A 21,855-nucleotide genomic window follows, 5' to 3' on the forward strand; every position below is an offset into this window, starting at 1 on the left:
GATCGGGATATAGATAAGGAATCCTTAATCGAAGAAATTCCACCGGATACCGAATTTCACTTTAGCGGGATTGATCGGGTAGGTATAGGCGGAGAAGAAGTTGCGGCTTCCCAAAAAGTCGTTAAAGTGCTCGTATTTCACGAACAGGTCGGCTCGTTTGATGTTTAACGTGAGGAATACGTCTAGTTTGGGGTAATTACCAGTTTTCTCGATATCCTGGTTGTAGAATTGCATAATACTCGGGTCATAAGCATTGGCATAGAATGCGGTGTTATAGAACAAGTCTATACCGAATTGCAGACCCAGTACTTTTTTGAACAAACGGTTTTGGTAATAGTTGTGCGAGTACAAGGCTACTTGTGGGAGTTGCAATATCTCGTCCTTGTTACAGATCTGGTAATACACTTTTTGGTCAAAGTAGAAGTTTCCCAGTTTGAAGACTTGTTTTGCCCATGCCGTGAAAACCACTAAATTGCCGTCGTACTGGCGGGGATAAGCTGTCGTGTCGAAATAAATATAGTTTTTGGTGTTATTCAAGGCTACCCCGATTTCCGTGCGGAGGCGTTTGTTGTTGTAATGTCCTTTTATATTGTAGGCGTGTACCTTGGAAAAATTTGTTTCCCATTTATTATGGTTTCCCACGTATTGGTTGTAGTAGTGGTTTGGGGTAGTGCTTTCCAATAGGGCATATGCCGTCACGGATGAATTTCTATTCCGGCTCAGGTATTGGATTATTCTTCCCTCTAGGGCATAGTCTGCAGAATATTCTCCCGCCAGACAGAAACTTCCCCAGATATCAAAGTTAAATAGGGTAGTCGAATCCATGTTGAACGTGCCCGCTGTGAGGTAGGTACCCGTGTATTGGTTTGTTGCCCGGTTGTTGACAGTATCCAAGGATACACGCTGGTCGTATTTCAGGTATTTGAATTTCAACCCGGCATACACGCCCGGTAGGTATTTGTATTTTGGATGCTCGTTCAACACGAATTTAGCGTCGATCTCGTACTTTTGATTATTAATGATGTCCTGGTTTTTCGAGGAATTCAAATACGTGGTATCCCAAAAAGCTGTTTCCACCCCGTCTTCTTCCCGGAAACGGTAGCGGTTGTCCTCTATTTTCAAGGCGACGGCGAATTTCATCGGGTAGGTGTACGTGGTATCGAATTTAACGGAATCTATCGGGGTGACGACCGCTTTGGGGTTCCCGAGGTTGTATTGTGCCAGCGTGCTGAAGTTGAAATTCATGAGGTTGTTGCGGGGGGTAAGGGCGAGGTTGGTACTGACGATTTTGGCATCGAGGACTGTGTCCCGGATGTCGGCAAGGTTCTCGATACCTCCGTTCTCGGTAAAGTGTGCCATGTTTTGGTTCAGAAAGAAGGAAACGGCAATCCGTTCTTTCTCGTATGAACTGAAGACGGAGAAGTTGTATGCTTTTGATTTCTGGTAAGAGTAGGCTCCGTCCGCGGACATGAGGTTGTACCGGAATCCGGCGTTCCAAAAGGGATTGATATTTTGCATATACCACAGGTCTACCCGGTCTTCCGTTTTGCCCCGACCACCACCGTTGAAGTAGCTTATTTGGGTGAAAGCCGTGGCTGTATTGTAGTCCAACGCATCCTCGGGACGGAAAATGTAATCCCGAATCCGGTCGAGCGGCAGGAAATCTTCTCCTAGCGGGCGAAGGATAAAAATGTTGGAAATATAAGGCGAGGGCAGGTTTCCCAGGTAGGTGTTGGACACGCTGTGTTTGAATATGGGATTCGTGTTGTGAATGCCGTCCGTGAGGGTGTCCGTCATAGGCATATATTTCTTGTATACCCCGTCGTGCATCCACTTCCAGGCTACCCGTTGCGGTTTCACGTATCGTTGTTCTCCTCTCGTGCTATCTTGGTCAAAAACGCTACGCCGGGGATCCTCTTCGTCCGGATTCTCGTAGCCAAAATCGCTCTGTGCTAACGACGTGAGCGATATGAAGCAGCATAATATGGTGTAAAATATATATTTCATGGCGTGCAAATATACGGAAACTTTTAAAACTCTCATAAATTAATTACCTTTGCAGCCGAATATGTTATAAAATTTTCAGTATGGATAAGAATTATCTCGTGGAAGAAGAAGGTGAAGGTAAATCGTTGAACTTCATCGAACAGATTATTGAGGAGGAGTTGGCCGAGGGAAAGAACGGCGGTCGGGTACACACGCGTTTCCCGCCGGAGCCGAATGGCTATTTGCATATCGGGCACGCGACCTCTATTTGCTTGAATTTCGGGTTGGCTGCCAAGTACAACGGCAAGTGCAACCTGCGTTTTGATGATACAAATCCTTCGAAGGAGGATGTAGAGTATATCGATTCCATACAACAAGATATTCAATGGTTGGGCTTCCAGTGGGAGGGCGAGACGCATTACGCTTCAGATTATTTCCAGCAGCTGTATGATTGGGCGGAGAAGTTGATTATGGACGGGAAGGCTTACGTGGACGATCAGCCGGCAGAGGTGATTAGTGCGCAGCGTATGACACCGACAGAGCCGGGAGTAAACAGTCCTTACCGGGATCGGACGCCGGAAGAGAATTTGGACTTGTTCCGCCGGATGAAGGCAGGCGAGTTTCAGGCAGGCGAGAAAGTGTTGCGTGCCAAGATCGATATGGCTTCGTCCAATATGTTGATGCGCGATCCTATCCTGTACCGGATTATGCACGTGGCACATCATCGCACGGGAGATAAATGGTGTATTTACCCGATGTATGACTTTACACATGGGCAAAGCGATTATTTAGAAGGAATTACCCATTCTATTTGTACTTTGGAGTTCGAGGTGCATCGCCCGTTATATAATTGGTTTTTGGATCAGTTGTTTGACACAGACTATCGTCCTCGCCAGATCGAGTTCGCCCGCCGTAATTTGAGTTACACGGTGATGAGCAAACGTCGTTTGTTGGAGTTGGTGCAGAAAGGTATTGTTGCCGGGTGGGATGACCCCCGTATGCCGACAATCACGGCTTTGCGCCGTGCCGGGTACACGCCGGAATCCATTCGTGCTTTTGCCGAGAAGGTCGGTGTGGCGCGTCGGGAGATCGTGGTGGATATGGCATTGCTGGAATTCTGTGCGCGGGAGCATTTGAACAAGATCGCTCCTCGTGTCATGGCTGTGCTCGACCCGGTTCGAGTGGTCATCGATAATTACCCCGAGGGACAGACCGAGCAGGTGGAGATCGAGAATAACCCGGAGGATGAGGCTGCCGGAACGAGAATGGTGCCTTTCTCCCGGGAGTTGTATATCGAGCGGGATGATTTCATGGAGGTTGCCCCGAAGAAGTTCTTCCGGATGACGATTGGTAACGAGGTACGGTTGAAAGGTGCGTATATCGTGAAGTGCGGGAGCGTGGAGAAAGATGCGGATGGGAATATCACCACGATTCATTGCACGTATGATGCCGAAACTCGTAGTGGTACCGGTGCGGCAAGTAACCGGAAGGTGAAGGGAACGCTTCATTGGGTGTCTGCTCCTGATGCGATAGAAGCGGAGGTACGTTTGTACGACCGTTTGTTCAAAGACCCGGATCCTGCCGGACACAAGGATATCGATTTCAAGGAGTTCCTGAACGAGAATTCATTGAGGGTTTTGAAAGGGTGTAAGTTGGAACCGAGTTTGAAGGATGCCAAAGAAGGCGATCGTTTCCAGTTCCAGCGTTTGGGATATTTCTGTGTGGATAAGGATTCTAAGCTCGGCGCGCTGGTGTTCAACCGGACAGTGGGGTTAAAGGATACATGGGCAAAGCAAAATAATTAATACAATGAAAATTACTAGGGATAAGTTTGCAGCGGAAGTCCGGGCGTATTTGTTGATCACGTTCGGTTTGCTGATTTATACTTTTGCCGTTACCGCATTTTTAGCGCCACACCGTATGGTAGGCGGTGGCGTGACCGGTATTTCGACAATTATTTATTTCCTTTCCGGGGAGGTGATTCCTATCGGGTATAGCTATTTCGTGATCAACTTTCTGTTGGTGGCGATCGCAATTAAGATTCTGGGACCCCGGTTTGGCTTCAAGACGATATACGCGATCTTCATGAGTTCGTTCCTGTTGAGCGTGTTCCAGAATTTGATACACGAGCCGTTGCTGGAAGATAAATTCATGTGCGCGGTGCTTTCCGGTATCATGTGCGGTGCGGGTATCGGTATCTCGCTTACCAACGGAGGCAGTACGGCGGGTACGGATATCGTGGCAATGATTATCAACAAATACCGGAATATCAGTCCCGGTAAGATTATCATGTACATCGACGTGTTTATTATCGGTTGTAGTTATTTTATCGGGGAAAATACGACGGTAGACCCGACGGCAAAGATCGCCACGATCATTTACGGTTACGTGGTGATGGGAGTCAACTCGTACACGATTGACCTCGTGTTCACGGGACAAATGCAGTCCGTGCAGTTTTTAATTTTTTCGATGAAGTACAAGGAAGTTGCCGATTTGATTACTCGTGATTTGAAGCGGGGTGTTACCGTGGTCGATTGCCAGGGATGGTACACGGGAGAGGCTCGCAAGATGTTGATCGTGGTGGCTCGAAAGAGTGAAATGCAAAATATCATGCGTGTAACGAAATTGGCAGATCCGGATGCCTTCCTCACGATGAATACCGTTATGGGAGTGTACGGTCGGGGATTCGACACGTTGCGAACGTAGGAGTTCGTAAAGTTTATAAGGTTCATAAGGTTTATAAAGTGGCTGCCTTTGCGGAGAAGCTTCTTTATGGACCTTGTTTTTTATACTCTTTTTCTAGAGGAGGTGGAGATTGTCGGGGAAGAATGACAAATGGCATATTGTTTGTAGTTCAGAAGGGATGATATGAGGTCATTAAAAAGATATAGAATGCGTATGATAATTTGGATTGTATTGGTTGTTATTGCGGTTATTGTCGCAGGTGTATTGGTTTTCGTGAATCAACCGAGTTTTGGCAGGCTTCCCCGGGGAGAACGTTTGGAACGGATCAAGCGTTCGCCTCATTACCGGGACGGGCAGTTCCAAAATTTGCACGAAACCGTTATGATTACCTCCGACAATGGACGTGTCGGGGCGATGATTGATTTTTTATTCCGTAGAATAGAGGGGTTGCGACCGGAAAAAGCAGTCCCAGCCGTGAAGACAGAATTGCGGGCTATTCCTTTGGAGGAGAACGTGGTTGTGTGGTTTGGGCATTCTTCTTATCTTATTCAAACGGACGGGAAAAGAATATTGGTCGACCCGGTGTTTTGTATGGCTTCGCCCGTGTCGTTTATTAATAAGCCTTTTCAAGGAACGGATATTTATAAACCGGAAGATATGCCGGATATTGATTATCTGGTAATCTCGCATGACCACTGGGATCATTTGGACTACCATACCGTGGTGGCGTTGAAAGACCGGATTGGAAAGGTGGTTTGCGGGTTGGGAGTTGGGGAACATTTCGAGTACTGGGGATTTGACAAGGAACGTATCGTGGAACTGGATTGGTTTGAAGATGCCCGGTTGGACGAAGGGTTTACGATTCATTGTCTGCCGGCACGCCATTTCTCGGGGCGGGGAATGTCTTCCAACCAGTCGCTATGGGCATCTTTTCTCGTGGAAAGTCCGTCGCGGAAGATATACATGGGCGGGGATGGGGGATATGATACCCATTTTGCCGAGATTGGCAAGCGTTTCCCGGGAATCGATCTCGCCGTTATCGAGAACGGGCAGTATAATGAAGATTGGAAGTATATTCACGTGATGCCGTTGTACTTGGCGCAGATTGCCAAAGATTTAGGAGCGAAAAAAGTGTTGACTGTACATCATTCGAAATACGCTCTGGCGAAACACCCTTGGGATGAACCCGTGAAGAATGCCTTGAAAATGAAAGAGCATACTTCTAGCGAGGTGATTGTCCCGACGATCGGGGAAATTATCCGGGATTCTGACGTGGAATGATGGCAAGTTTATCATGTATATTTCATGATTACTGAGCTTTGCATTTTTTTCTCTATCTCGCGTTTTTGTACTATTTTTGCATAGATAAAATACACGAGAGATGAAGATAAAAGTATTTGCTAATAATGCATGGCAGGAGAACACGGTTGTGTTATATGACGAGACGGGGGAAGCAGTGGTCATTGACTGCGGTTGTTTCACGAAAGAGGAAGGACAACGGTTGAAAGGTTTTCTGGAAGAAAATCATTTGAAGCCGGTGGCGTTGTTGAACACGCATTTGCATATAGACCATATTTTCGGGAATAATTTTATGCTGGACGAGTACGGGTTGTCGGCACGGGCTCATGAGGCAGATGCTTTCTGGGTGGAAGATGCGGAGAAGTATGCTGCCATGTTAGGAATACGGGGTATAACGCCTCCTCCGGCATTGGGCGAGTACCTGCGTGACGGGGATACCGTGAAATTCGGACATTCGGACTTGAAAGTGATCCACGTGCCGGGACATTCCCCGGGCGGGATTTGTTTTTATAGCGAGCGGGATAAATTGCTTGTAGCCGGAGACGTACTGTTCCAGGGAAGTATAGGACGTGCAGATTTGCCCGGGGGAGATATGAACGAGTTGCTCAATGGCATCCGGGAGAAATTGTTCGTGTTGCCGGATGATGTTCGGGTAATTCCGGGACACGGAGGTTTTACCACGATAGGAGAAGAGAAGCGTATGAATCCATTTTTTCAATAAAAGAAGATGAAGAAGATCGGTATAATTGTAGCCATGACCCAAGAATACGGTCTGGTAAAATCTTTACTTAGCGGGGGAAAAGAACGTTTACTGCGGGGTATCCCTTTCACGGAAGGACGTATGGGAGAGGTCGAAGTTGTGCTGGCGAAAAGCGGTATCGGTAAGGTATGCGCAGCAGTCGGGACGATAGAGATGATCCGGGAATATGCCCCGGATGTGATTGTAAACACTGGAGTTGCCGGAGGAATTGATCCGTTGACTCGGGTAATGGATATCGTGATCGGGGAGAATATGGTTTACCACGACGTGTGGTGCGGCGAGGGAAACGAGTACGGGCAGGTGCAGGGATTGCCAGCTCGTTTTGTTTCGGATAAGAAGTTGTACGAACAGGCTTTATCCGTCGAGCATGACGGGAATGTCTACGGGGGATTGATTTGCAGTGGAGATCGCTTCGTGACGGACAAGGAGGAGTTGATCGAAATTAAAAAGCGTTTCCCGGAAGGTCTGGCGGTAGACATGGAATCGACATCTATCGCGCAAGTGTGTTACTTGTGTGGTGTCTCGTTCTTGAGTTATCGTATTATCAGCGACACGCCGGGAGTGAAAGATCATTACAATCAATACTTGAATTTCTGGGAAGAGGCACCCAAGCGTTCTTTCGAGATGATCAGAAAGCTAATTACCGTTTTGTCTGAAGAATAGAATATGAAAAAGATACCTAGTTTTACAATAGACCACCTTCGCCTGTTACGAGGAATTTACGTGTCCCGTAAAGATTACGTGGGGGATGACGTGATCACGACGTTTGATATACGCATGAAAGAACCTAACCGGGAACCCGTGCTGGGGCAGGGTGAGTTGCACACGATAGAGCATCTTGCCGCTACTTATTTGCGAAATCACCCGACGTGGGGCGATAAGATTATCTTCTGGGGACCAATGGGATGCTGCACGGGCAATTATTTTTTGATGAAAGGGAATTTGACCTCTCGTGATATCGTGGAATTGATGCGGGAGACCTTCCGTTTTATTCGTGATTTTGAAGGCGAAGTGCCCGGTGTGGCAGCAAAGGATTGTGGAAATTATTTGTTACATAATTTGCCGATGGCGAAATACGAGGCGGCAAAATACCTGACAGAGGTACTGGATGTGATTGAGGAGAAAAATTTGATATACCCGGCAGAATGAAAATAGGAATATTTTTGATTTCGGTAGTCTTGTTGTGGGCTTGTGGAGAGAACAAGGATAGGGAGAAAACGATCAGCGTGAGCATTTTGCCTCAGCGTTATTTCGTGGAGCGTATTGCGGGGGATCTCGTGAATGTGAACGTGATGATTCCCCCAGGAGCCAATCCTGCCGTGAGTGACCTGAATACCGAGCAATTGAAGGCTTTGCATAATAGTTCTATCTATTTTGCCGTGGGATACCTGCCATTCGAGGTAAGCAACTTGTATCCTTTTTTGGAGAAGCAGGAGAAACATATTCAACTTGTGAAGCAATCCGAAGGGATGAATCTGGAAGAAGGGGCTTGTGACCACGACCACGATCATGGTAGCCATGAGCATGACCACGCGGCTAATTTTGATCCTCACGTGTGGATGTCGCCAAAGTACGCGGAGATGATGGCTCAGACGATATGTAAAGTATTGTCTGAAAAGTTCCCGGAGAAGAAGGCTGAATTTGAGAAGAATCTCATGCAGTTCAAGCAAGAGATTGACAGCGTTGACGCAGAAGCCCGGCGGATTATTCCGGCAAAGCAGAATAAGACTTTTTTGATATACCACCCGGCACTTACCTATTTTGCTAAAGATTACGGGATGGAACAGATCGCAATCGAGGATGAAGGAAAAGAACCTAACCCGACACATCTCAAATCGGTGATCGATACCTGTCGGGCAAAAGGCATAAAGATTGTATTTATTCAAAATCAGTTTGACGTGGCAAATGCTAAATCGGTTGCCCGGGAGATTGATGGAGAGGTCATTGCTATCGATCCGTTGAATGCGGATTGGAAAAAAGAGATGGAATCGTTGCTTCAGATTATAGAACAAAAAATGAAATAACCGATGAAAGAAATTCTGGAATTGAAGGATATTTCGGCGGGGTACGAGCAGACAACCGTGTTGCAGGGAGTGAATGTGGCGATTCGGGAGAAAGACTTTATCGGGATTATCGGACCGAACGGGGGAGGGAAAACAACGTTATTGAAGGTTATACTCGGGTTGATAAAACCTTTTTCCGGAAAAATTGTTTATCATACATCAAAACAATCACTGTTTGGGTATTTGCCCCAGAATAGTAAGTTTGATGCCCGTTTCCCGATCAGCGTGAAGGAAGTCGTGATGTCGGGGTTGATGTCCGAGAAAGGGATATTTCGTTCTTACACGAAAGCAGACAGGGTGAAGGTGGAAGAGATTCTGGAAAAGTATGGAATGGGAGAGTATAAGAACCGATCGATCGGGGAACTTTCCGGGGGACAGATGCAGCGGGTGTTCTTGTGTCGGGCGATTATATCCTCCCCGAAAATACTGATATTGGATGAGCCGTCCACTTACGTGGATTCTAATTTCGAGATTGAGTTTTATTCTTTGTTAAAAGAATTGAATGAGAGAATGAGCATCGTGATGGTTTCGCACGATTTGGGAACTATTTGTTCTTACGTGAAGACCATTGCTTGCGTGAACCGGGGATTGCATTACCACGAGTCGAATTTGATTACTCCGGAACAGTTGAAGTTATACAACTGCCCGATAGAACTGATCTCTCATGGAACGGTACCACATAGGGTGCTGTTGAATCACGATAAATCAATTGAAAATTGAAAAAGAAAAGCAGGTTTTCGTGTGATAGGAATCTAAAATTGTAAATCTAAAATTACCAAAGTGTTTGAATTATTAAGATACGATTTTTTTCAGAATGCAATATTGTGCACGATATTGATCGGGGTGAGTTGTGGATTGATCGGGACGTATATTGTTGCGAAACGTATGGTTTTCATCAGTGGGGGAATCACGCACGCTTCTTTTGGGGGCTTGGGCTTGGCTTATTTCTTGGGTTTGTCACCTCTTTTTGGGGCTGCCGTGTTTGCTTTAGCTGCCGCATTTTGTATATTGTACCTTTCGGATAATAAGCGGTTTAAAGAAGATTCATTGATCGGGATCTTTTGGTCGGCAGGAATGGCGATAGGAGTGTTGTTCATTTATTTAACTCCGGGATACGCTCCTAATTTACTATCATACTTGTTCGGTAATATACTCACGGTGACGGGAGAACAGGTGATTTTGTCCGGAGTCCTATGCTTGGCGATTATCTTGTTTTTTGCGAAGTTTTATCGCCCCTTGTTTTATGTCGCTTTTGATAAAGAATACAGCCGGACTCATTTTGTAGCTTTAAATGGATTGGAGGTTGGTATAACTGCATTGATAGCTTTGTGTATTGTAGTATGCATGAAATTGGCGGGGATTATTCTTGTGATCTCTTACTTAACAATGCCACAAGCGATAGCCGGAATGTTTTACAAGAACTTCACGAAGCAGTTGGTACTCTCCACGATCGTCAGTTGCGGGGGGTCTATCATCGGACTTTTTGCATCTGCGGCATTGAAACTACCTTCTGGGGCAACGATTGTTCTTTGCTTCCTGTTGATTTTTATTGTTTGTTATGTCCTGCGGCGACGTAAATAATTCTGAATTAGATTATAAAGTCTATCGTGTTGTTATGGCTTTGAACAATAGACTTTATGGACTTCTGGCACCTTATTTATTCATCCGGTAACTCAATGCGCCGGAAGGACATTTTTTGATTTGTGCGATTAGTTCTTCCGTTGTTGCATTTTCAATTTTTATCCAGGGACGTTCTTGCGGGTTATATACTTTGGGTAGTGTTTTGACGCAAATACCTGAATGTTGGCAAATACTGGGTTGCCAGATGATAGTTAACTCTCCGTTCGTGTATTCAATTTTCTTGTCCATGTTGTTTTGATTTATTTGATGTTTATACCTCTCATGACAATGCGCCTCCATTCGGGATGCTTTTTGATATAGGCAGCCACGAAGGGGCAAAGTGGTACCAGACGCAATCCCTGGCGTTCAATATCTTGAAGCGTTTTTTCTACAAGCTGGCTTCCAATGCCTTTGCCTTCCAGTTCGTGCGGTACTTCCGTGTGGGTGAGATAAATTTCTCCGTTGATTGATTTTATATACTCTATTTTGGGTGTATAATTACCGATGCGGAACTCATACTGTTGACGGTGTACATCATCTTTTAATTCATAATCCTCTGTCATAACCTTGAATTTTAATGTTTAATGTAAATTAAACGTGTGAGATGTGGATTTTGTTTTAGTTTCGCTTGCGAATTTATGGTGTTTGACATCTCAAGAGTATAGTGTTCTACCTGATATGTTTTACCGTCAGTAGCGGTTGGTGCAAATTTTGCGACAACTGAAATTTCCTGTAAGCAGGAGTGATAAAGAAAAAATGTTGCTAACCGGGAAGGGGGAGGGCTTTTGTAAAATAGATGGGGTGTCAAACTGATTTGGCACCCCATCATTGATCCGATTATTTAATGTAGTTTTGTGCGAATTCACGTCCGGCACGCAATGCCTTGAGGTTCATTTCCACTATATCGGCTCCTTTGCGTTCGAAGATGGCAGTAATACCTTTTTCGAGGTATTCGAAAGGAATTTCGATGAAAGGAGAAGCGGCACCCAACATCACGAAGTTGCTGGCACGAACGTTTCCGGCAGCCTCTTTAGCGATACTGTCTGCGTCGATGATTACCTGGTGGGGAAGTGCTTTTAATGTTGCCATCAAAGTAGCTTCTTCCGGGTAGTTCGGGATATTGATAAATGGGGTAGAGTTGGTTACCACGTATCCGCCTTGTTTCAGGAAGGGCAAATAGCGCAACGCTTCCATGGGCTCTACCGAAAGGATGATGTCGGCAGTTCCTTTGGCGATCAGGTCAGAGAATATCGGTTTGTCGGAGATTCTCATGAAAGACTGTACATCACCTCCGCGTTGGCTCATTCCGTGAGTTTCCGCTTGTTTCATGTACAGGTTATTGTTGAGGGCGGCAGACCCCAGTGCTGCAGCAATGGAAAGGATACCTTGTCCGCCTACACCCGCTAATATCATATCTGTCTTCATAATTTTGAATTTTAAATTTAATAATTCTGTGATTAGGTGATTTCCGATTCCGTGATTCATATTTATAATAGTAATCTCTGAATCATAAATCATTAAATCACTGAATGTTTAGATCAATTTATTTTTTCTTTTTCTTGGCGTCTCTGGAGGCTTTTTGGACACATACCCTTCTCGGGATGATGACAGATACCCCCTTGTACTCGATTTCGTCACGGATGATCTTGCACAATTCGTCATGGTTCTTCGGTACGGGAAGCAGTACACGGATGTGTTCCGGCTCAACACCGATACCTTTACAGATTGCTTCCAAGTGTCCGAGAGCGGATGACTCTTGTCCTCCGGTCATGGAGATGGATTCGTTGTCCGAAATGATGATGGTGATATTTGCTTTCTCGTTCACGGCATCCAACAGACCGGTCATACCGGAATGAGTAAATGTTGAGTCGCCGATCACTGAAACGGCTGGGAACAACCCTGCGTCAGCAGCACCCTTCGCCATCGTGATGGAAGCTCCCATGTCAACGCAAGAGTTGATAGCCTGGAATGGAGGAAGTGCACCTAACGTGTAGCAACCGATGTCAGAGAACACGCGAGCGTTCGGGTATTCGGCAACGACAGCGTTCAAAGCTGCATACACATCCCTGTGGCTACATCCCACGCAAAGGGCTGGTGGGCGAGGAGCTACGATTTCAGGAACCGGGGCGCCTTCAACAGACGAAAGCCCAAATGCTTTTGCCACATGGTCGGGATTCAATTCTCCATCTCTCGGGAGTGTTCCGTCCAAACGTCCGTGTACGCATTCTTTTTCCAGGTAACCTTTCAACGCTTCCTCGATAATAGGATAGCCTTCCTCGAGTACAAGCAATTTCTCTGTGCTTTCGGCTAACTTGGTAATCATTTTTCTCGGGAGCGGGTATTGGCTTACTTTCACTACCGGGTAGGGGCAATTACCTCCGAATACTTCCATCAGGTAGTTGTAACCGATTCCGCAAGCGATGATTCCCGTGGATTTGTCAGCGCCGTCGATATATTTGTTATAAGCTGAATTGTCAGACTCTTCTTCGAATGCGATTTGTTTGTCTAACAGTAATTTGTATCTCTTTCTAGCGATAGCGGGAAGAAGCACGAATTGGCGTTTGTCTTCCGGCAAGCGCATCTCGTTTTCAGCCTGTGCCTCACGAGGTTCAACTCCGGCGCGGGAGTGAGCCAAACGGGTTGTGATTCTTAATAATACCGGGGTGCCCAACTTCTCCGACAAATCGAAACCATAACGAGTCATGTCGTATGCTTCTTGTTGGTTGGAAGGTTCTAGGATTGGAATTAAAGCAAATTTACCGTACATGCGGGAATCTTGCTCGTTTTGAGAAGAGTGCATGGATGGGTCGTCGGCAGCGATAACTACCATACCCCCGTTGGCCCCGGTGATAGCGGCATTCATGAAACAGTCGGCAGCCACGTTCATTCCCACGTGTTTCATACATACTAAGGCTCTTTTGCCAGCATAAGACATACCTAGTGCGGTTTCCATAGCCGTTTTTTCATTGGCTGACCACATTCTGTGAACGTTGCGGGCGATAGCCTGTTTCGATTCTTGAATGTATTCCGTGATCTCTGTTGAAGGGGTTCCCGGGTACGCGAACACGCCGGATATACCTCCGTCTATGGCACCTTGTGCAATAGCTTCAACACCTAGTAATAGTTGTTTTTGCATAGTAAAAAGATTATTGATTTTAAGTTATTTGTTTTCTTCTCGTCAAATGCAACCGTGCGTTGCAGAAATAATTTGTCGGAAATAACGATTCCCGGGCGATTTTTTATAGTCCCCCGAATAATTTTAAAACACCCACGATGTAGGCCAGAACGAAATAATACTCCGATGGATCGTACATCACGCTAATTTTTAAAACGTTTTCGATTTTAATTTGCGACGAAGTTAGTATTAATATTTAACAAGAGCAAATTTTTTAAACGGAAGTCCGGATAAATTATTTTTCCTACTTTTGCAGTATGGAATAAAAGTTTTCTTATGTTTGTTTTATGTTTTTTTGTATATTAGTGCCCTTGAATTGGAGTTGACGGATATTTTTACCAACTGATTAAGTATTATGTTTGACCGATATAATAAATCGTTTTCTGCAAAATTAAGTTTTTACGTAATTTCGTTTATTACAGTATTATCCGTGATACTGTTTGGGATATTTTATCATTATTCCACGAAAACGTTATCGAAAGAGGCGGAGGATAAAATTCAGACGATGGCGGAGCTTGCGAACTTAAATGTGAGTTCTTTGCTTAGTAAGGTGGAAAAAATTCCAGATAACTTGGGATGGATGATCGTGGAGTACGTGAAGAATCCGGATTCATTGTTTTCTATTACCCGCCGGATAGTAAAGGAGAACGCGGAGATTTTCGGTTGTGCCATCGCTTTCGAGCCTTATTATTTCCCGCAGAAGGGACATTATTTTGCACCTTATTCTTTTATGAGCGGTGATACGGTGAAGACCATGCAGGTGGGGAGTGAGGATTATAATTATTTTGAAAAAGGTTGGTATAAGGGTGCCCGTCAAACGAGGTATTGGAGTAAACCTTACCGCGACGCGGGGGATCCCGATGTGATAACTACTTCCTATGCAGTGCCGATTCATGGTAAAAAAGGGGAACTTATCGCAATATTGTCGGTCGACCTGACCAATAAATGGTTGAGGAATCTGGCAAATTCAATGAAACCTTATGAGGGAAGCTACACGGTGATTATTGATAAACAGGGACGGTATATCATGCGTAAGGAAGGGGAGGATACTATCGGTATGAATATGTTTCGGACAGCTGAGGAATCACCGGATCCTGGTGTAGCCCGGTTGGTTAATGAAATGGCTGCGGGGAATAGTGGGAGTATGATCGTGAAGGATGGAAAGACATTGTCGTACGTGTATTACACGGGCATCTTTGCCACGGATTGGTATATGGCAGTTGTCTGTCCTTACGACCAGGTCTTCGGGAAACTGAACCAGTTTAATATGTATATGTTACTTGGTTTTTTGTTATTGCTGTTGTTCATTTATGGGGTATGTTTCCTTGCCGTGCGGCGAATTACAAAACCTTTGACACGTTTCTCCGAGTCGGCAAGGGCTATTGCGGGTGGTGATTTCAATACTTCTCTGCCGACGATTCGTTCCAAGGATGAGTTAGGGGAATTGTATGATTCTTTCCAGTTTATGCAGAAACAATTAACCGAGTATATAGAACGCTTGCGGAGTACAACAACTGCCAACGAGAAGATCGAAAGTGAATTGCGTATTGCCCATGATATACAGTTAGGAATGGTGCCGGAGAAGTTCACTCCGTCCGTGGGGAGCGAGTTCATTGATATTCATGCTATATTGCGTCCGGCGAAGCAGGTCGGCGGGGACTTGTATGATTATTTTATGCTGAACGAGGACGAGTTTGGGTTTGCTATTGGGGATGTTTCCGGGAAGGGTGTTCCGGCAGCTTTGCTTATGTCTACGACGATCAGCCAAATGCGTTCCGTGGCAATGTTGGATACTTCCTTGAATTATATTATTAACGTGATTAACCGTAGTCTCATCCGGAATGGTAACACGAGTATGTTTGTCACTTTCTTTGCCGGAGTCCTGAACTTGAATACTCGGCAATTGCGCTTCTGTAACGCGGGGCATCCTTATCCTGTCATGATTAAGGCGGATGGTTCCGTGCAAGTGTTTAAGACCGAGGATAACTTGCCTTTGGGAGTTTCTTCCGATTATGAGTACAAGGAGCAATCCTGTTATTTTGCCCCGGGCACGCAATTGGTGCTTTATTCCGATGGTGTCACTGAAGCACAGAACGAGAATGCCAAATTTTATAAAATGGAACGTTTGCTTCAATTTATAGAAAAGAACAAGAATTTGTCGTCCAGGGCTATGGTGGAAGGCATTATTGCGAATGTGGATGCTTATGCCGGGAACGCTGAGCAATCGGATGACTTGACGGTTATGAGTCTGCGTTGTGATGTCCGAAGATAATAAAAGGGGGCAGTTCAATTCATATTAATTCCATAGAGAACCCAAGGTATTTTCGAGGTAATACTACCTCAACTTACTTACAAAATACTTTTAACACGGTTACAGCACCGTTTGCCAGCGGGGTTGTTAGTGGCTTGAAAGTAGCTTGTAACGATGTAAAGGTAGTTTTACTTTGGAATCACGTTGGGATAACTTTAGGATTCTGGTATCAGGAGTTCCATATTTTCCAGGAATAATCGGCTTGGAGGTGTAGCATTTCCAGTCCGTTGCGGACATTGGCGCCATGTTGCATTCCTCGTTGCATGAATGTTGTGACGGCCGGGTTATAGACCAGGTCGAAAAGGTAGTGGTCGGGAGTGAGTTGCTCGTAGGGGATAGGTGGACAACCTTCCGTGTGAGGTGATGTACCGAGGGGAGTGGCGTTGATGATTAGGGGGTATTTATTCAGTTGATGCATGAGTTCCGGGTAACCGATTTCTTCTGACGAGGGGGTACGGCTGACGGAAGTGACGGAAATCCCCAGAGAGGTCAGGGCGTATTTTACTGCTTTTGCGGCACCTCCTGTGCCTAGAATTAATGCCTGTTTCGGGAGATGCGGCATAAAGCGGAGCAGTGAATCCCGGAAACCGGGCATATCCGTATTGTAGCCGGAAAGCACGAAACCGGAAGGAGTACGCTCCACTTTTACCGAGTTGACAGCCCCGATAGCTTGGGCTTCCTCGCTGATGTAATCAAGAAAAGGCATGATTTTTTCCTTGTAAGGAATGGTAACGGCAAAGCCTTTCAATTCGGGAGTTTCCCGGATAACGAGGGGCATTCGGGTGATGTCGTTCAATTCAAAATTCAGAAATTCTGCGTCTATATTTTCTGCCGTGAATTTCTCCGTGAAGTAGGATTTGGAAAAAGAATGTCCCAATGGAAAGCCGAGTAAGCCGAAGAGAAGCATGAAATTTGTGATTTGTGATTTATGATTTATGATTTTAGATGGCATTTAACAAGTTGCGTACAAACGCTTCCATCTAAAATCGTAAATCTGAAATCATAAATTATTTTGTTTTAGGTTGTAATGTTTCGGCTAATCTTTCAATTCCCCAGATCAGCAGGAAACCGATGAGGCACATCAGGAGTACTTGCCACGTGAGCGGGTCATTGCCTGCCTGCTCGAAAGCGCCCGGGAGTACGTTTCTTTCAATCTCGAAGGGACTGCCGTTGATTAATTCCGTGTCGGTGAGTTTCCATGGCCAGATTTTATTTAACGAGCCGACCATGAACCCGGTTAACAGGGCAACGGTTAGACCGTGGTAATTTTTCAATAACCAAGAAAGCAGGTGAGAGAATGAAATGATTCCGGCAACCGCTCCAACTAGGAATATAAGTAATATTCCGATATTAAATTCGCTCACTGCCGTGATGATATATTCATACTTGCCTAATAATAATAGTATGAATGCTCCCGATATCCCCGGGAGAATCATGGCACAAATGGCGATCGCACCGGACAACAGGATAAACCACCAAGTTTCCGGGGTGCTGGTCGGAGTCAGGATTGTGATCGTGTAACCAACAACGGCACCGACGACGAGCGAGGTGATGGAGAATAAATCCCATTTTTTCACTTCTTTGGAAACAAGAAGCGCCGAGGCGATGATAAGACCGAAGAAAAACGACCAAATGTACAGGGGATGGGTTTCAAGCAAATATTTCATGAGTTTCGCCAGCGAGAAAATGGAAATGGCGATACCTGCGACCACGGCTATTAAAAAGTTCCCGTTGATATGTTTCCAGAATTCTTTGAATTTGAAACTTACCAGCAGACGTAAAGCGTGTAAGTTAATAGACCGAATGGATTCGATCAATTCCTCGTAAATTCCGGTAATAAATGCTATTGTTCCTCCAGACACGCCGGGAATAACATCGGCGGCACCCATCGCACATCCTCTTAGTACTAATAATAGGTAGTTTGTTTTCTTCTCCATGAATGAATTGATTCTGTGATTTAATGATTTTAGATTCAGTGATTTTAGATTTACGAATTCAGATTTTAATTTTCATTCAAAACTTAAATCTGAAATCGTAAATCATAAATCATAAATTTTTTATTCGCTCTTGAACACGTTGCGATGTTCGAAACGCAACAGGTCAAAGACGGTTTTTACCGGGGTAAAAGTAGTCAAGGGGACTTCGACAAACACGGTGTTCCAGTTTGCCATAGCACCGTTCCACAAGCCGGGAAGTTCTTGAACCTGGATGTCTTTTCCCTCGAAAGATTTACTGGTAATGAATCCCTGCGTGGTATCGATGAAGTCTTTCAGATCGTACTTTTTACCCTTGTAATTGTACGTGCTACATACGATATCTACCGGGTTAAAGTGAGTGGATTGGGTGAATATTTTTTTCTGCCCCTTGTCTTTCTGGTTTACTTGGGCACTTTCCACGATCATTAGGCGTTGCCCGTTCCCGGAGTTTTCTACCCAGAAAGGACCTCCACCGGGTTCTCCCTCGTTCTTGACCATTCCGCACACCCGCAAAGGACGGTCGAGCAGGTTTTTCAAGTATTTAACCCTATCTTTCAGGTTGTTGTGAACTAGACCTTCCTGGGGTTTGTACCCGAGGTTGTCGTAAATAAATTGCTCTATTTCGTTTAGGTTTTCTTCCGTGAGGCTACTTTTTTTGTTCAGGATCTTCATGTAATTGAAGATTCTTGCTTGCGTTTTGAGCAATACTCCGGCAAGTATCTTTTTGTATTTCACGGTGTCTGCCTTGTTACGATCAGGCGTGACGTTGTCAATGTTCTTGATAAAGATTAAATCTTCTTTCAAGTCGTTCAAATTGTGAATCAGGGCGCCATGACCTCCAGGGCGGAAGACGATGTTTCCGTCGCTATCCCGCAACAGTTCGCCTTCGGAGTCCAGGCTGACCGTATCGGTCGCGGGTGACTGGATGGAGAAGGTGATGTCGTACTTGATATTGAACTCTTTTTGGTAATCCTTGAGAATCTGTTTTAAGAGGGGTTTGAATTTGCCCATGTGTTCCTCGGATACCGTGAAATGGATGTGCGCCATTTTGCCATCGTTGGCGTAAAGGGCGGCTTCCACCAAATGTTCCTCCACCGCGGTACGGATATGATCTTTATATATATGGAAGTCGATCAATCCCTTGGGGGTGGCATTGTAGTTTAACCCTTTTTCTGTCAAGATATATTCCAATATCGTGATAAATTCGTTCTTCCAGAGAAGCTTGTCCAAATCGAAGCGGTCTTTGTAAAGAGCCTCTCTTAGGTGTGAATAAAAGGGGAATTCTTTTAATTTTTCGAAGAACGAGAATATGGTTCCCGGTTCTTTGTTTAATCGAAGATTCAGGTAATCTTCGTCACTTCCCGTGTAGGTGTTGAAAAACGCGTTTAATGTTTTGAACATACGTGAAGCGGAACCGGATGCCGGAACCATTTTCATGATTTTCAACGTGTTTCTTTTCTCCTCAAAGATGCGGATGAATTCATCAGCCTGTTCGTCATTCAGACTATGGATCCCGTTACCGATTGTCGCCGCATCCCGGATTTGAACGAAATTGAAACCCTGCTTGAAGTTTTCAAGTTGATTGTCAATTTGTTCTGGCTTAATCCCTCTGCGCTTGAATTGTTTGAGATCACTTTTCGTGTACATACATTTTGGGTTTGTAGGTTATGTAATAATCGGGCAAGTTACGAATAATTAGACAAAAAGCAAAATTTGCTTTTTGTGTTAGAGATTACAAGTTGAGCCTTCGGCTCTGCAGGTTGCAGGTTTGTATTTGCCGTTTTTTGGAACTTGTAACTTGTAACATGACGAAGACGACAATTAGTTGTCGTCTTCGTCGTCATATAGTTCTTCTTGATTTTCTAGCTCTGCTTCAAAAAAGTCTTCCGCTTCTTCAAGTAGAGTCTCTATGTCGTCCGTGCAAATGGGTTCTTCGTCAATCCAGTATATTTTCTGGTTGCTATAAAAACCATCTATGTCACATTGGATGATGCATTGAGGCTTTTCCGTGTGCACCACGTATACTAGATCCGGTGCTTCTTGGGAATTATCAGCAATTAGAAATTTTGGCAACATGATGTTTACTGTTTTTTAAATTACGCGGCAAATATAGGAATAATTGAAAATTGATAATTGAAAATTGAAAATTATTTTAATGAGGGATTCGAATGAAGAAAAAAATGTATCTTTAGGGCGAGAAATTGATTTAATGATTTCTTGGTAGGAGGATTGGAGAGACGAGGAAATGATAATAGATATGATAGCAGCAGAATTATTATCAAATGTGGTTCCGGTATTGAAGAAGGACGATACATGCGCTCAGGCTTTGGGGTGGATGGATTTGTTTAGGGTATCTCATTTGCCGGTGGTAGAAGGGAATACTTATGCGGGCTTGTTGTCGGATGAGATCATGTACGCTCACGGGTGTTTGAACGATCCGATTGGTAGCCTGGAGATCCCGAGGGAATCGACATTCGTGTACGAGGATATGCATATGTATCACGTGATAGAGGTTGCGTCTACCAGAGGTCTGTCTATCGTTCCTGTTTTAAACCGAAAAGGGGGGTACCAGGGGGCTATTTTGTTAGCGGATATCTTGCATAACGTGGATAAGATATTGTGCGTGGATGATCCCGGTGGGATTATCGTGCTGGAGGTGAATAAGATCGATTATTCATTGGCAGAGGTGGCACAGATCGTGGAATATAATGAAGCTAAGGTGTTAAGTTGTTTTGTGACTTGTACCCCGGACTCAAATAAAGTAGATATTACAATTAAGGTGAACACGCCGAGGATTGAGCCGATTCTGGATACTTTTGTCCGTTACCGTTACGTGATAAAAAGTACTTTCGTGCTGGGAGAAGACGTGAATGATGAATTGCGTGACCGGTACGGGCAGTTAATGCGGTTCATGGAAATGTAAGGGGAGTTTAGAGTTTAAAATTTAGAGTTAGAAGCTAAAATCGAATAGATGTGTCTGAAGATAAATAAAGTAGCGATATATGGACGGGTGATTCACGAGGAGTTTTATCCTTATTTTAAACAAATGTTGCGTGATTTGGTAGAGCGTGGCGTGAAACTGTCTTGTTATAGACCGTTCTTTGAATTTTTGAGCGAGAAGTGGGACGTAAAGGCTTATTTTCAATCTCTCTATAATGCTGATTTGGAAGCGGATGCAGATATCTTGTTTAGCGTGGGTGGGGATGGCACTTTCTTGGATTCTGCCGTTCGGGTGAAGAATTGCGGGGTGCCGATTCTGGGTATAAATAGCGGTAGGTTGGGATTTTTGGCGAATATCGCGCAAGAAGAGATTCCCCAGGCGATACAATGGTTGTGTGCCGGGAAATATGAAGAGGAACAAAGAGCTTTGGTGAAATTGGAGATGGAGGATAATCCGTTCTCTAATTTTAATTATTCTTTGAATGAGATTAGCGTGCAGAAAACGGAACGGTCGTCTTTGTTGAAAGTCCACGCTTATATCGGGGGGGAATATCTCACGACCTATTGGGCGGACGGGTTGATTGTTGCGACTCCCACGGGTTCTACCGCTTATTCGTTGAGCTGTGGCGGACCTATTGTTTCCCCCAGTTCCGATAATTTGATTATTACCCCGGTGAGCCCGCACAATTTGAATATGCGTCCGTTGATATTGCCCGGTGACGTGAAGATTCGTTTGAAAGTAGAGAGCCGTTCGGGAGATTTTATGGTGAGTGCCGATTCCCGGATACGCACCGTGTCGGATCGTCATGAATTGTTCATATCGTCCGGTGATTTTAAAATAAACGTGGTGAAGATGCCGGGGCATAGTTATTATGAAACCTTGAGGAATAAGTTGAACTGGGGGGAAGACAAGAGGAATAAGAGTTAAAAGATAATTGATTTTGTGATTGATGATTAGGTGATTCTGTGATTAAAGAAAAACAAGTATATAAATAAGGGAAATGTTATTAATAATGAGTTGAGGAACGAAAATGTGTAAT

Annotated in this window: 21 protein-coding genes; 12 read left to right on the forward strand and 9 right to left on the reverse strand. The window is 44.7% G+C overall.

The features are described from left to right. Positions 1–24: 24 nt before the first annotated feature. Positions 25–2,007 (reverse strand): putative porin, encoded by a 1,983-nt coding sequence (locus A3CY_RS0113575; RefSeq protein ID WP_018338475.1) that lies wholly within the window; start codon positions 2,005–2,007, stop codon positions 25–27. An 80-nt stretch (positions 2,008–2,087) separates the two neighbouring features. Here A3CY_RS0113575 and A3CY_RS0113580 point away from each other — a divergent pair, with 80 nt between their 5' ends. The 9 genes from A3CY_RS0113580 (at position 2,088) to A3CY_RS0113620 (ending at position 10,374) form a co-directional block, all read left to right on the forward strand. After that, on the forward strand, positions 2,088–3,791 hold the full coding sequence (locus tag A3CY_RS0113580) for a glutamine--tRNA ligase/YqeY domain fusion protein (RefSeq protein ID WP_018338476.1): 1,704 nt from the start codon (positions 2,088–2,090) through the stop codon (positions 3,789–3,791). A 4-nt stretch (positions 3,792–3,795) separates the two neighbouring features. Beyond that, positions 3,796–4,692 (forward strand): YitT family protein, encoded by an 897-nt coding sequence (locus tag A3CY_RS0113585; protein ID WP_018338477.1) that lies wholly within the window; start codon positions 3,796–3,798, stop codon positions 4,690–4,692. A 186-nt stretch (positions 4,693–4,878) separates the two neighbouring features. Further along, complete coding sequence (locus tag A3CY_RS0113590; RefSeq protein ID WP_018338478.1) at positions 4,879–5,952, forward strand: MBL fold metallo-hydrolase; 1,074 nt, start codon at positions 4,879–4,881, stop codon at positions 5,950–5,952. Positions 5,953–6,052: 100 nt separating this feature from the next. Next, positions 6,053–6,691: an MBL fold metallo-hydrolase gene (locus A3CY_RS0113595; RefSeq protein WP_018338479.1), complete on the forward strand. Its 639-nt coding sequence runs from the start codon at positions 6,053–6,055 to the stop codon at positions 6,689–6,691. A 6-nt stretch (positions 6,692–6,697) separates the two neighbouring features. Then, a complete protein-coding gene (locus tag A3CY_RS0113600; RefSeq protein ID WP_018338480.1) occupies positions 6,698–7,393 on the forward strand; it encodes a 5'-methylthioadenosine/adenosylhomocysteine nucleosidase in 696 nt (231 codons plus the stop codon). A gap of 3 nt (positions 7,394–7,396) precedes the next feature. Next, a complete protein-coding gene (locus tag A3CY_RS0113605; RefSeq protein ID WP_018338481.1) occupies positions 7,397–7,879 on the forward strand; it encodes an S-ribosylhomocysteine lyase in 483 nt (160 codons plus the stop codon). Continuing rightward, a complete protein-coding gene (locus A3CY_RS0113610; protein WP_018338482.1) occupies positions 7,876–8,754 on the forward strand; it encodes a metal ABC transporter solute-binding protein, Zn/Mn family in 879 nt (292 codons plus the stop codon). The genes A3CY_RS0113605 and A3CY_RS0113610 overlap by 4 nt, the downstream gene beginning before the upstream one ends. 3 nt (positions 8,755–8,757) lie before the next feature. After that, positions 8,758–9,513, forward strand: coding sequence for a metal ABC transporter ATP-binding protein (locus A3CY_RS0113615; RefSeq protein WP_018338483.1), 756 nt, complete (start codon positions 8,758–8,760; stop codon positions 9,511–9,513). 60 nt (positions 9,514–9,573) lie between these two features. Continuing rightward, positions 9,574–10,374, forward strand: a complete 801-nt coding sequence (locus A3CY_RS0113620; RefSeq protein WP_018338484.1) for a metal ABC transporter permease — start codon at positions 9,574–9,576, stop codon at positions 10,372–10,374. Between the two features lie 72 nt (positions 10,375–10,446). Here A3CY_RS0113620 and A3CY_RS0113625 read toward each other — a convergent pair whose 3' ends face one another. From A3CY_RS0113625 to A3CY_RS0113640, 4 genes are all read right to left on the reverse strand, one after another. Continuing rightward, positions 10,447–10,662: a (4Fe-4S)-binding protein gene (locus tag A3CY_RS0113625; protein WP_018338485.1), complete on the reverse strand. Its 216-nt coding sequence runs from the start codon at positions 10,660–10,662 to the stop codon at positions 10,447–10,449. Between the two features lie 11 nt (positions 10,663–10,673). After that, positions 10,674–10,976 carry a GNAT family N-acetyltransferase gene (locus A3CY_RS0113630; RefSeq protein ID WP_018338486.1) on the reverse strand — a complete coding sequence of 101 codons (303 nt, stop codon included), beginning with the start codon at positions 10,974–10,976 and terminating at the stop codon, positions 10,674–10,676. 274 nt (positions 10,977–11,250) lie between these two features. Further along, positions 11,251–11,838, reverse strand: coding sequence for an indolepyruvate oxidoreductase subunit beta (locus A3CY_RS0113635; RefSeq protein ID WP_026207664.1), 588 nt, complete (start codon positions 11,836–11,838; stop codon positions 11,251–11,253). A gap of 118 nt (positions 11,839–11,956) precedes the next feature. Then, positions 11,957–13,549 carry a thiamine pyrophosphate-dependent enzyme gene (locus tag A3CY_RS0113640; RefSeq protein ID WP_018338488.1) on the reverse strand — a complete coding sequence of 531 codons (1,593 nt, stop codon included), beginning with the start codon at positions 13,547–13,549 and terminating at the stop codon, positions 11,957–11,959. A gap of 469 nt (positions 13,550–14,018) precedes the next feature. Here A3CY_RS0113640 and A3CY_RS0113645 point away from each other — a divergent pair, with 469 nt between their 5' ends. Further along, positions 14,019–15,860, forward strand: coding sequence for a SpoIIE family protein phosphatase (locus A3CY_RS0113645; protein ID WP_169503656.1), 1,842 nt, complete (start codon positions 14,019–14,021; stop codon positions 15,858–15,860). A 208-nt stretch (positions 15,861–16,068) separates the two neighbouring features. Here A3CY_RS0113645 and A3CY_RS0113650 read toward each other — a convergent pair whose 3' ends face one another. The 4 genes from A3CY_RS0113650 to A3CY_RS0113665 form a co-directional block, all read right to left on the reverse strand. After that, complete coding sequence (locus A3CY_RS0113650; protein ID WP_018338490.1) at positions 16,069–16,806, reverse strand: shikimate dehydrogenase family protein; 738 nt, start codon at positions 16,804–16,806, stop codon at positions 16,069–16,071. 100 nt (positions 16,807–16,906) lie between these two features. Next, positions 16,907–17,836 (reverse strand): DUF368 domain-containing protein, encoded by a 930-nt coding sequence (locus A3CY_RS0113655; RefSeq protein WP_040371791.1) that lies wholly within the window; start codon positions 17,834–17,836, stop codon positions 16,907–16,909. Positions 17,837–17,956: 120 nt separating this feature from the next. Continuing rightward, on the reverse strand, positions 17,957–19,522 hold the full coding sequence (locus tag A3CY_RS0113660) for a DUF4301 family protein (RefSeq protein WP_018338492.1): 1,566 nt from the start codon (positions 19,520–19,522) through the stop codon (positions 17,957–17,959). Positions 19,523–19,696: 174 nt separating this feature from the next. Next, positions 19,697–19,951 carry a hypothetical protein gene (locus A3CY_RS0113665; protein ID WP_018338493.1) on the reverse strand — a complete coding sequence of 85 codons (255 nt, stop codon included), beginning with the start codon at positions 19,949–19,951 and terminating at the stop codon, positions 19,697–19,699. Between the two features lie 181 nt (positions 19,952–20,132). On the opposite strand from A3CY_RS0113665, the gene A3CY_RS0113670 reads away from it, so the two are divergent. Both A3CY_RS0113670 and A3CY_RS0113675 read left to right on the forward strand, forming a co-directional pair. Further along, positions 20,133–20,798, forward strand: coding sequence for a CBS domain-containing protein (locus A3CY_RS0113670; protein WP_018338494.1), 666 nt, complete (start codon positions 20,133–20,135; stop codon positions 20,796–20,798). A gap of 48 nt (positions 20,799–20,846) precedes the next feature. Next, positions 20,847–21,743 (forward strand): NAD kinase, encoded by an 897-nt coding sequence (locus A3CY_RS0113675; RefSeq protein ID WP_018338495.1) that lies wholly within the window; start codon positions 20,847–20,849, stop codon positions 21,741–21,743. Positions 21,744–21,855 lie beyond the last annotated feature (112 nt).

This window comes from Butyricimonas synergistica DSM 23225 (assembly GCF_000379665.1).
Classification (GTDB): domain Bacteria; phylum Bacteroidota; class Bacteroidia; order Bacteroidales; family Marinifilaceae; genus Butyricimonas; species Butyricimonas synergistica.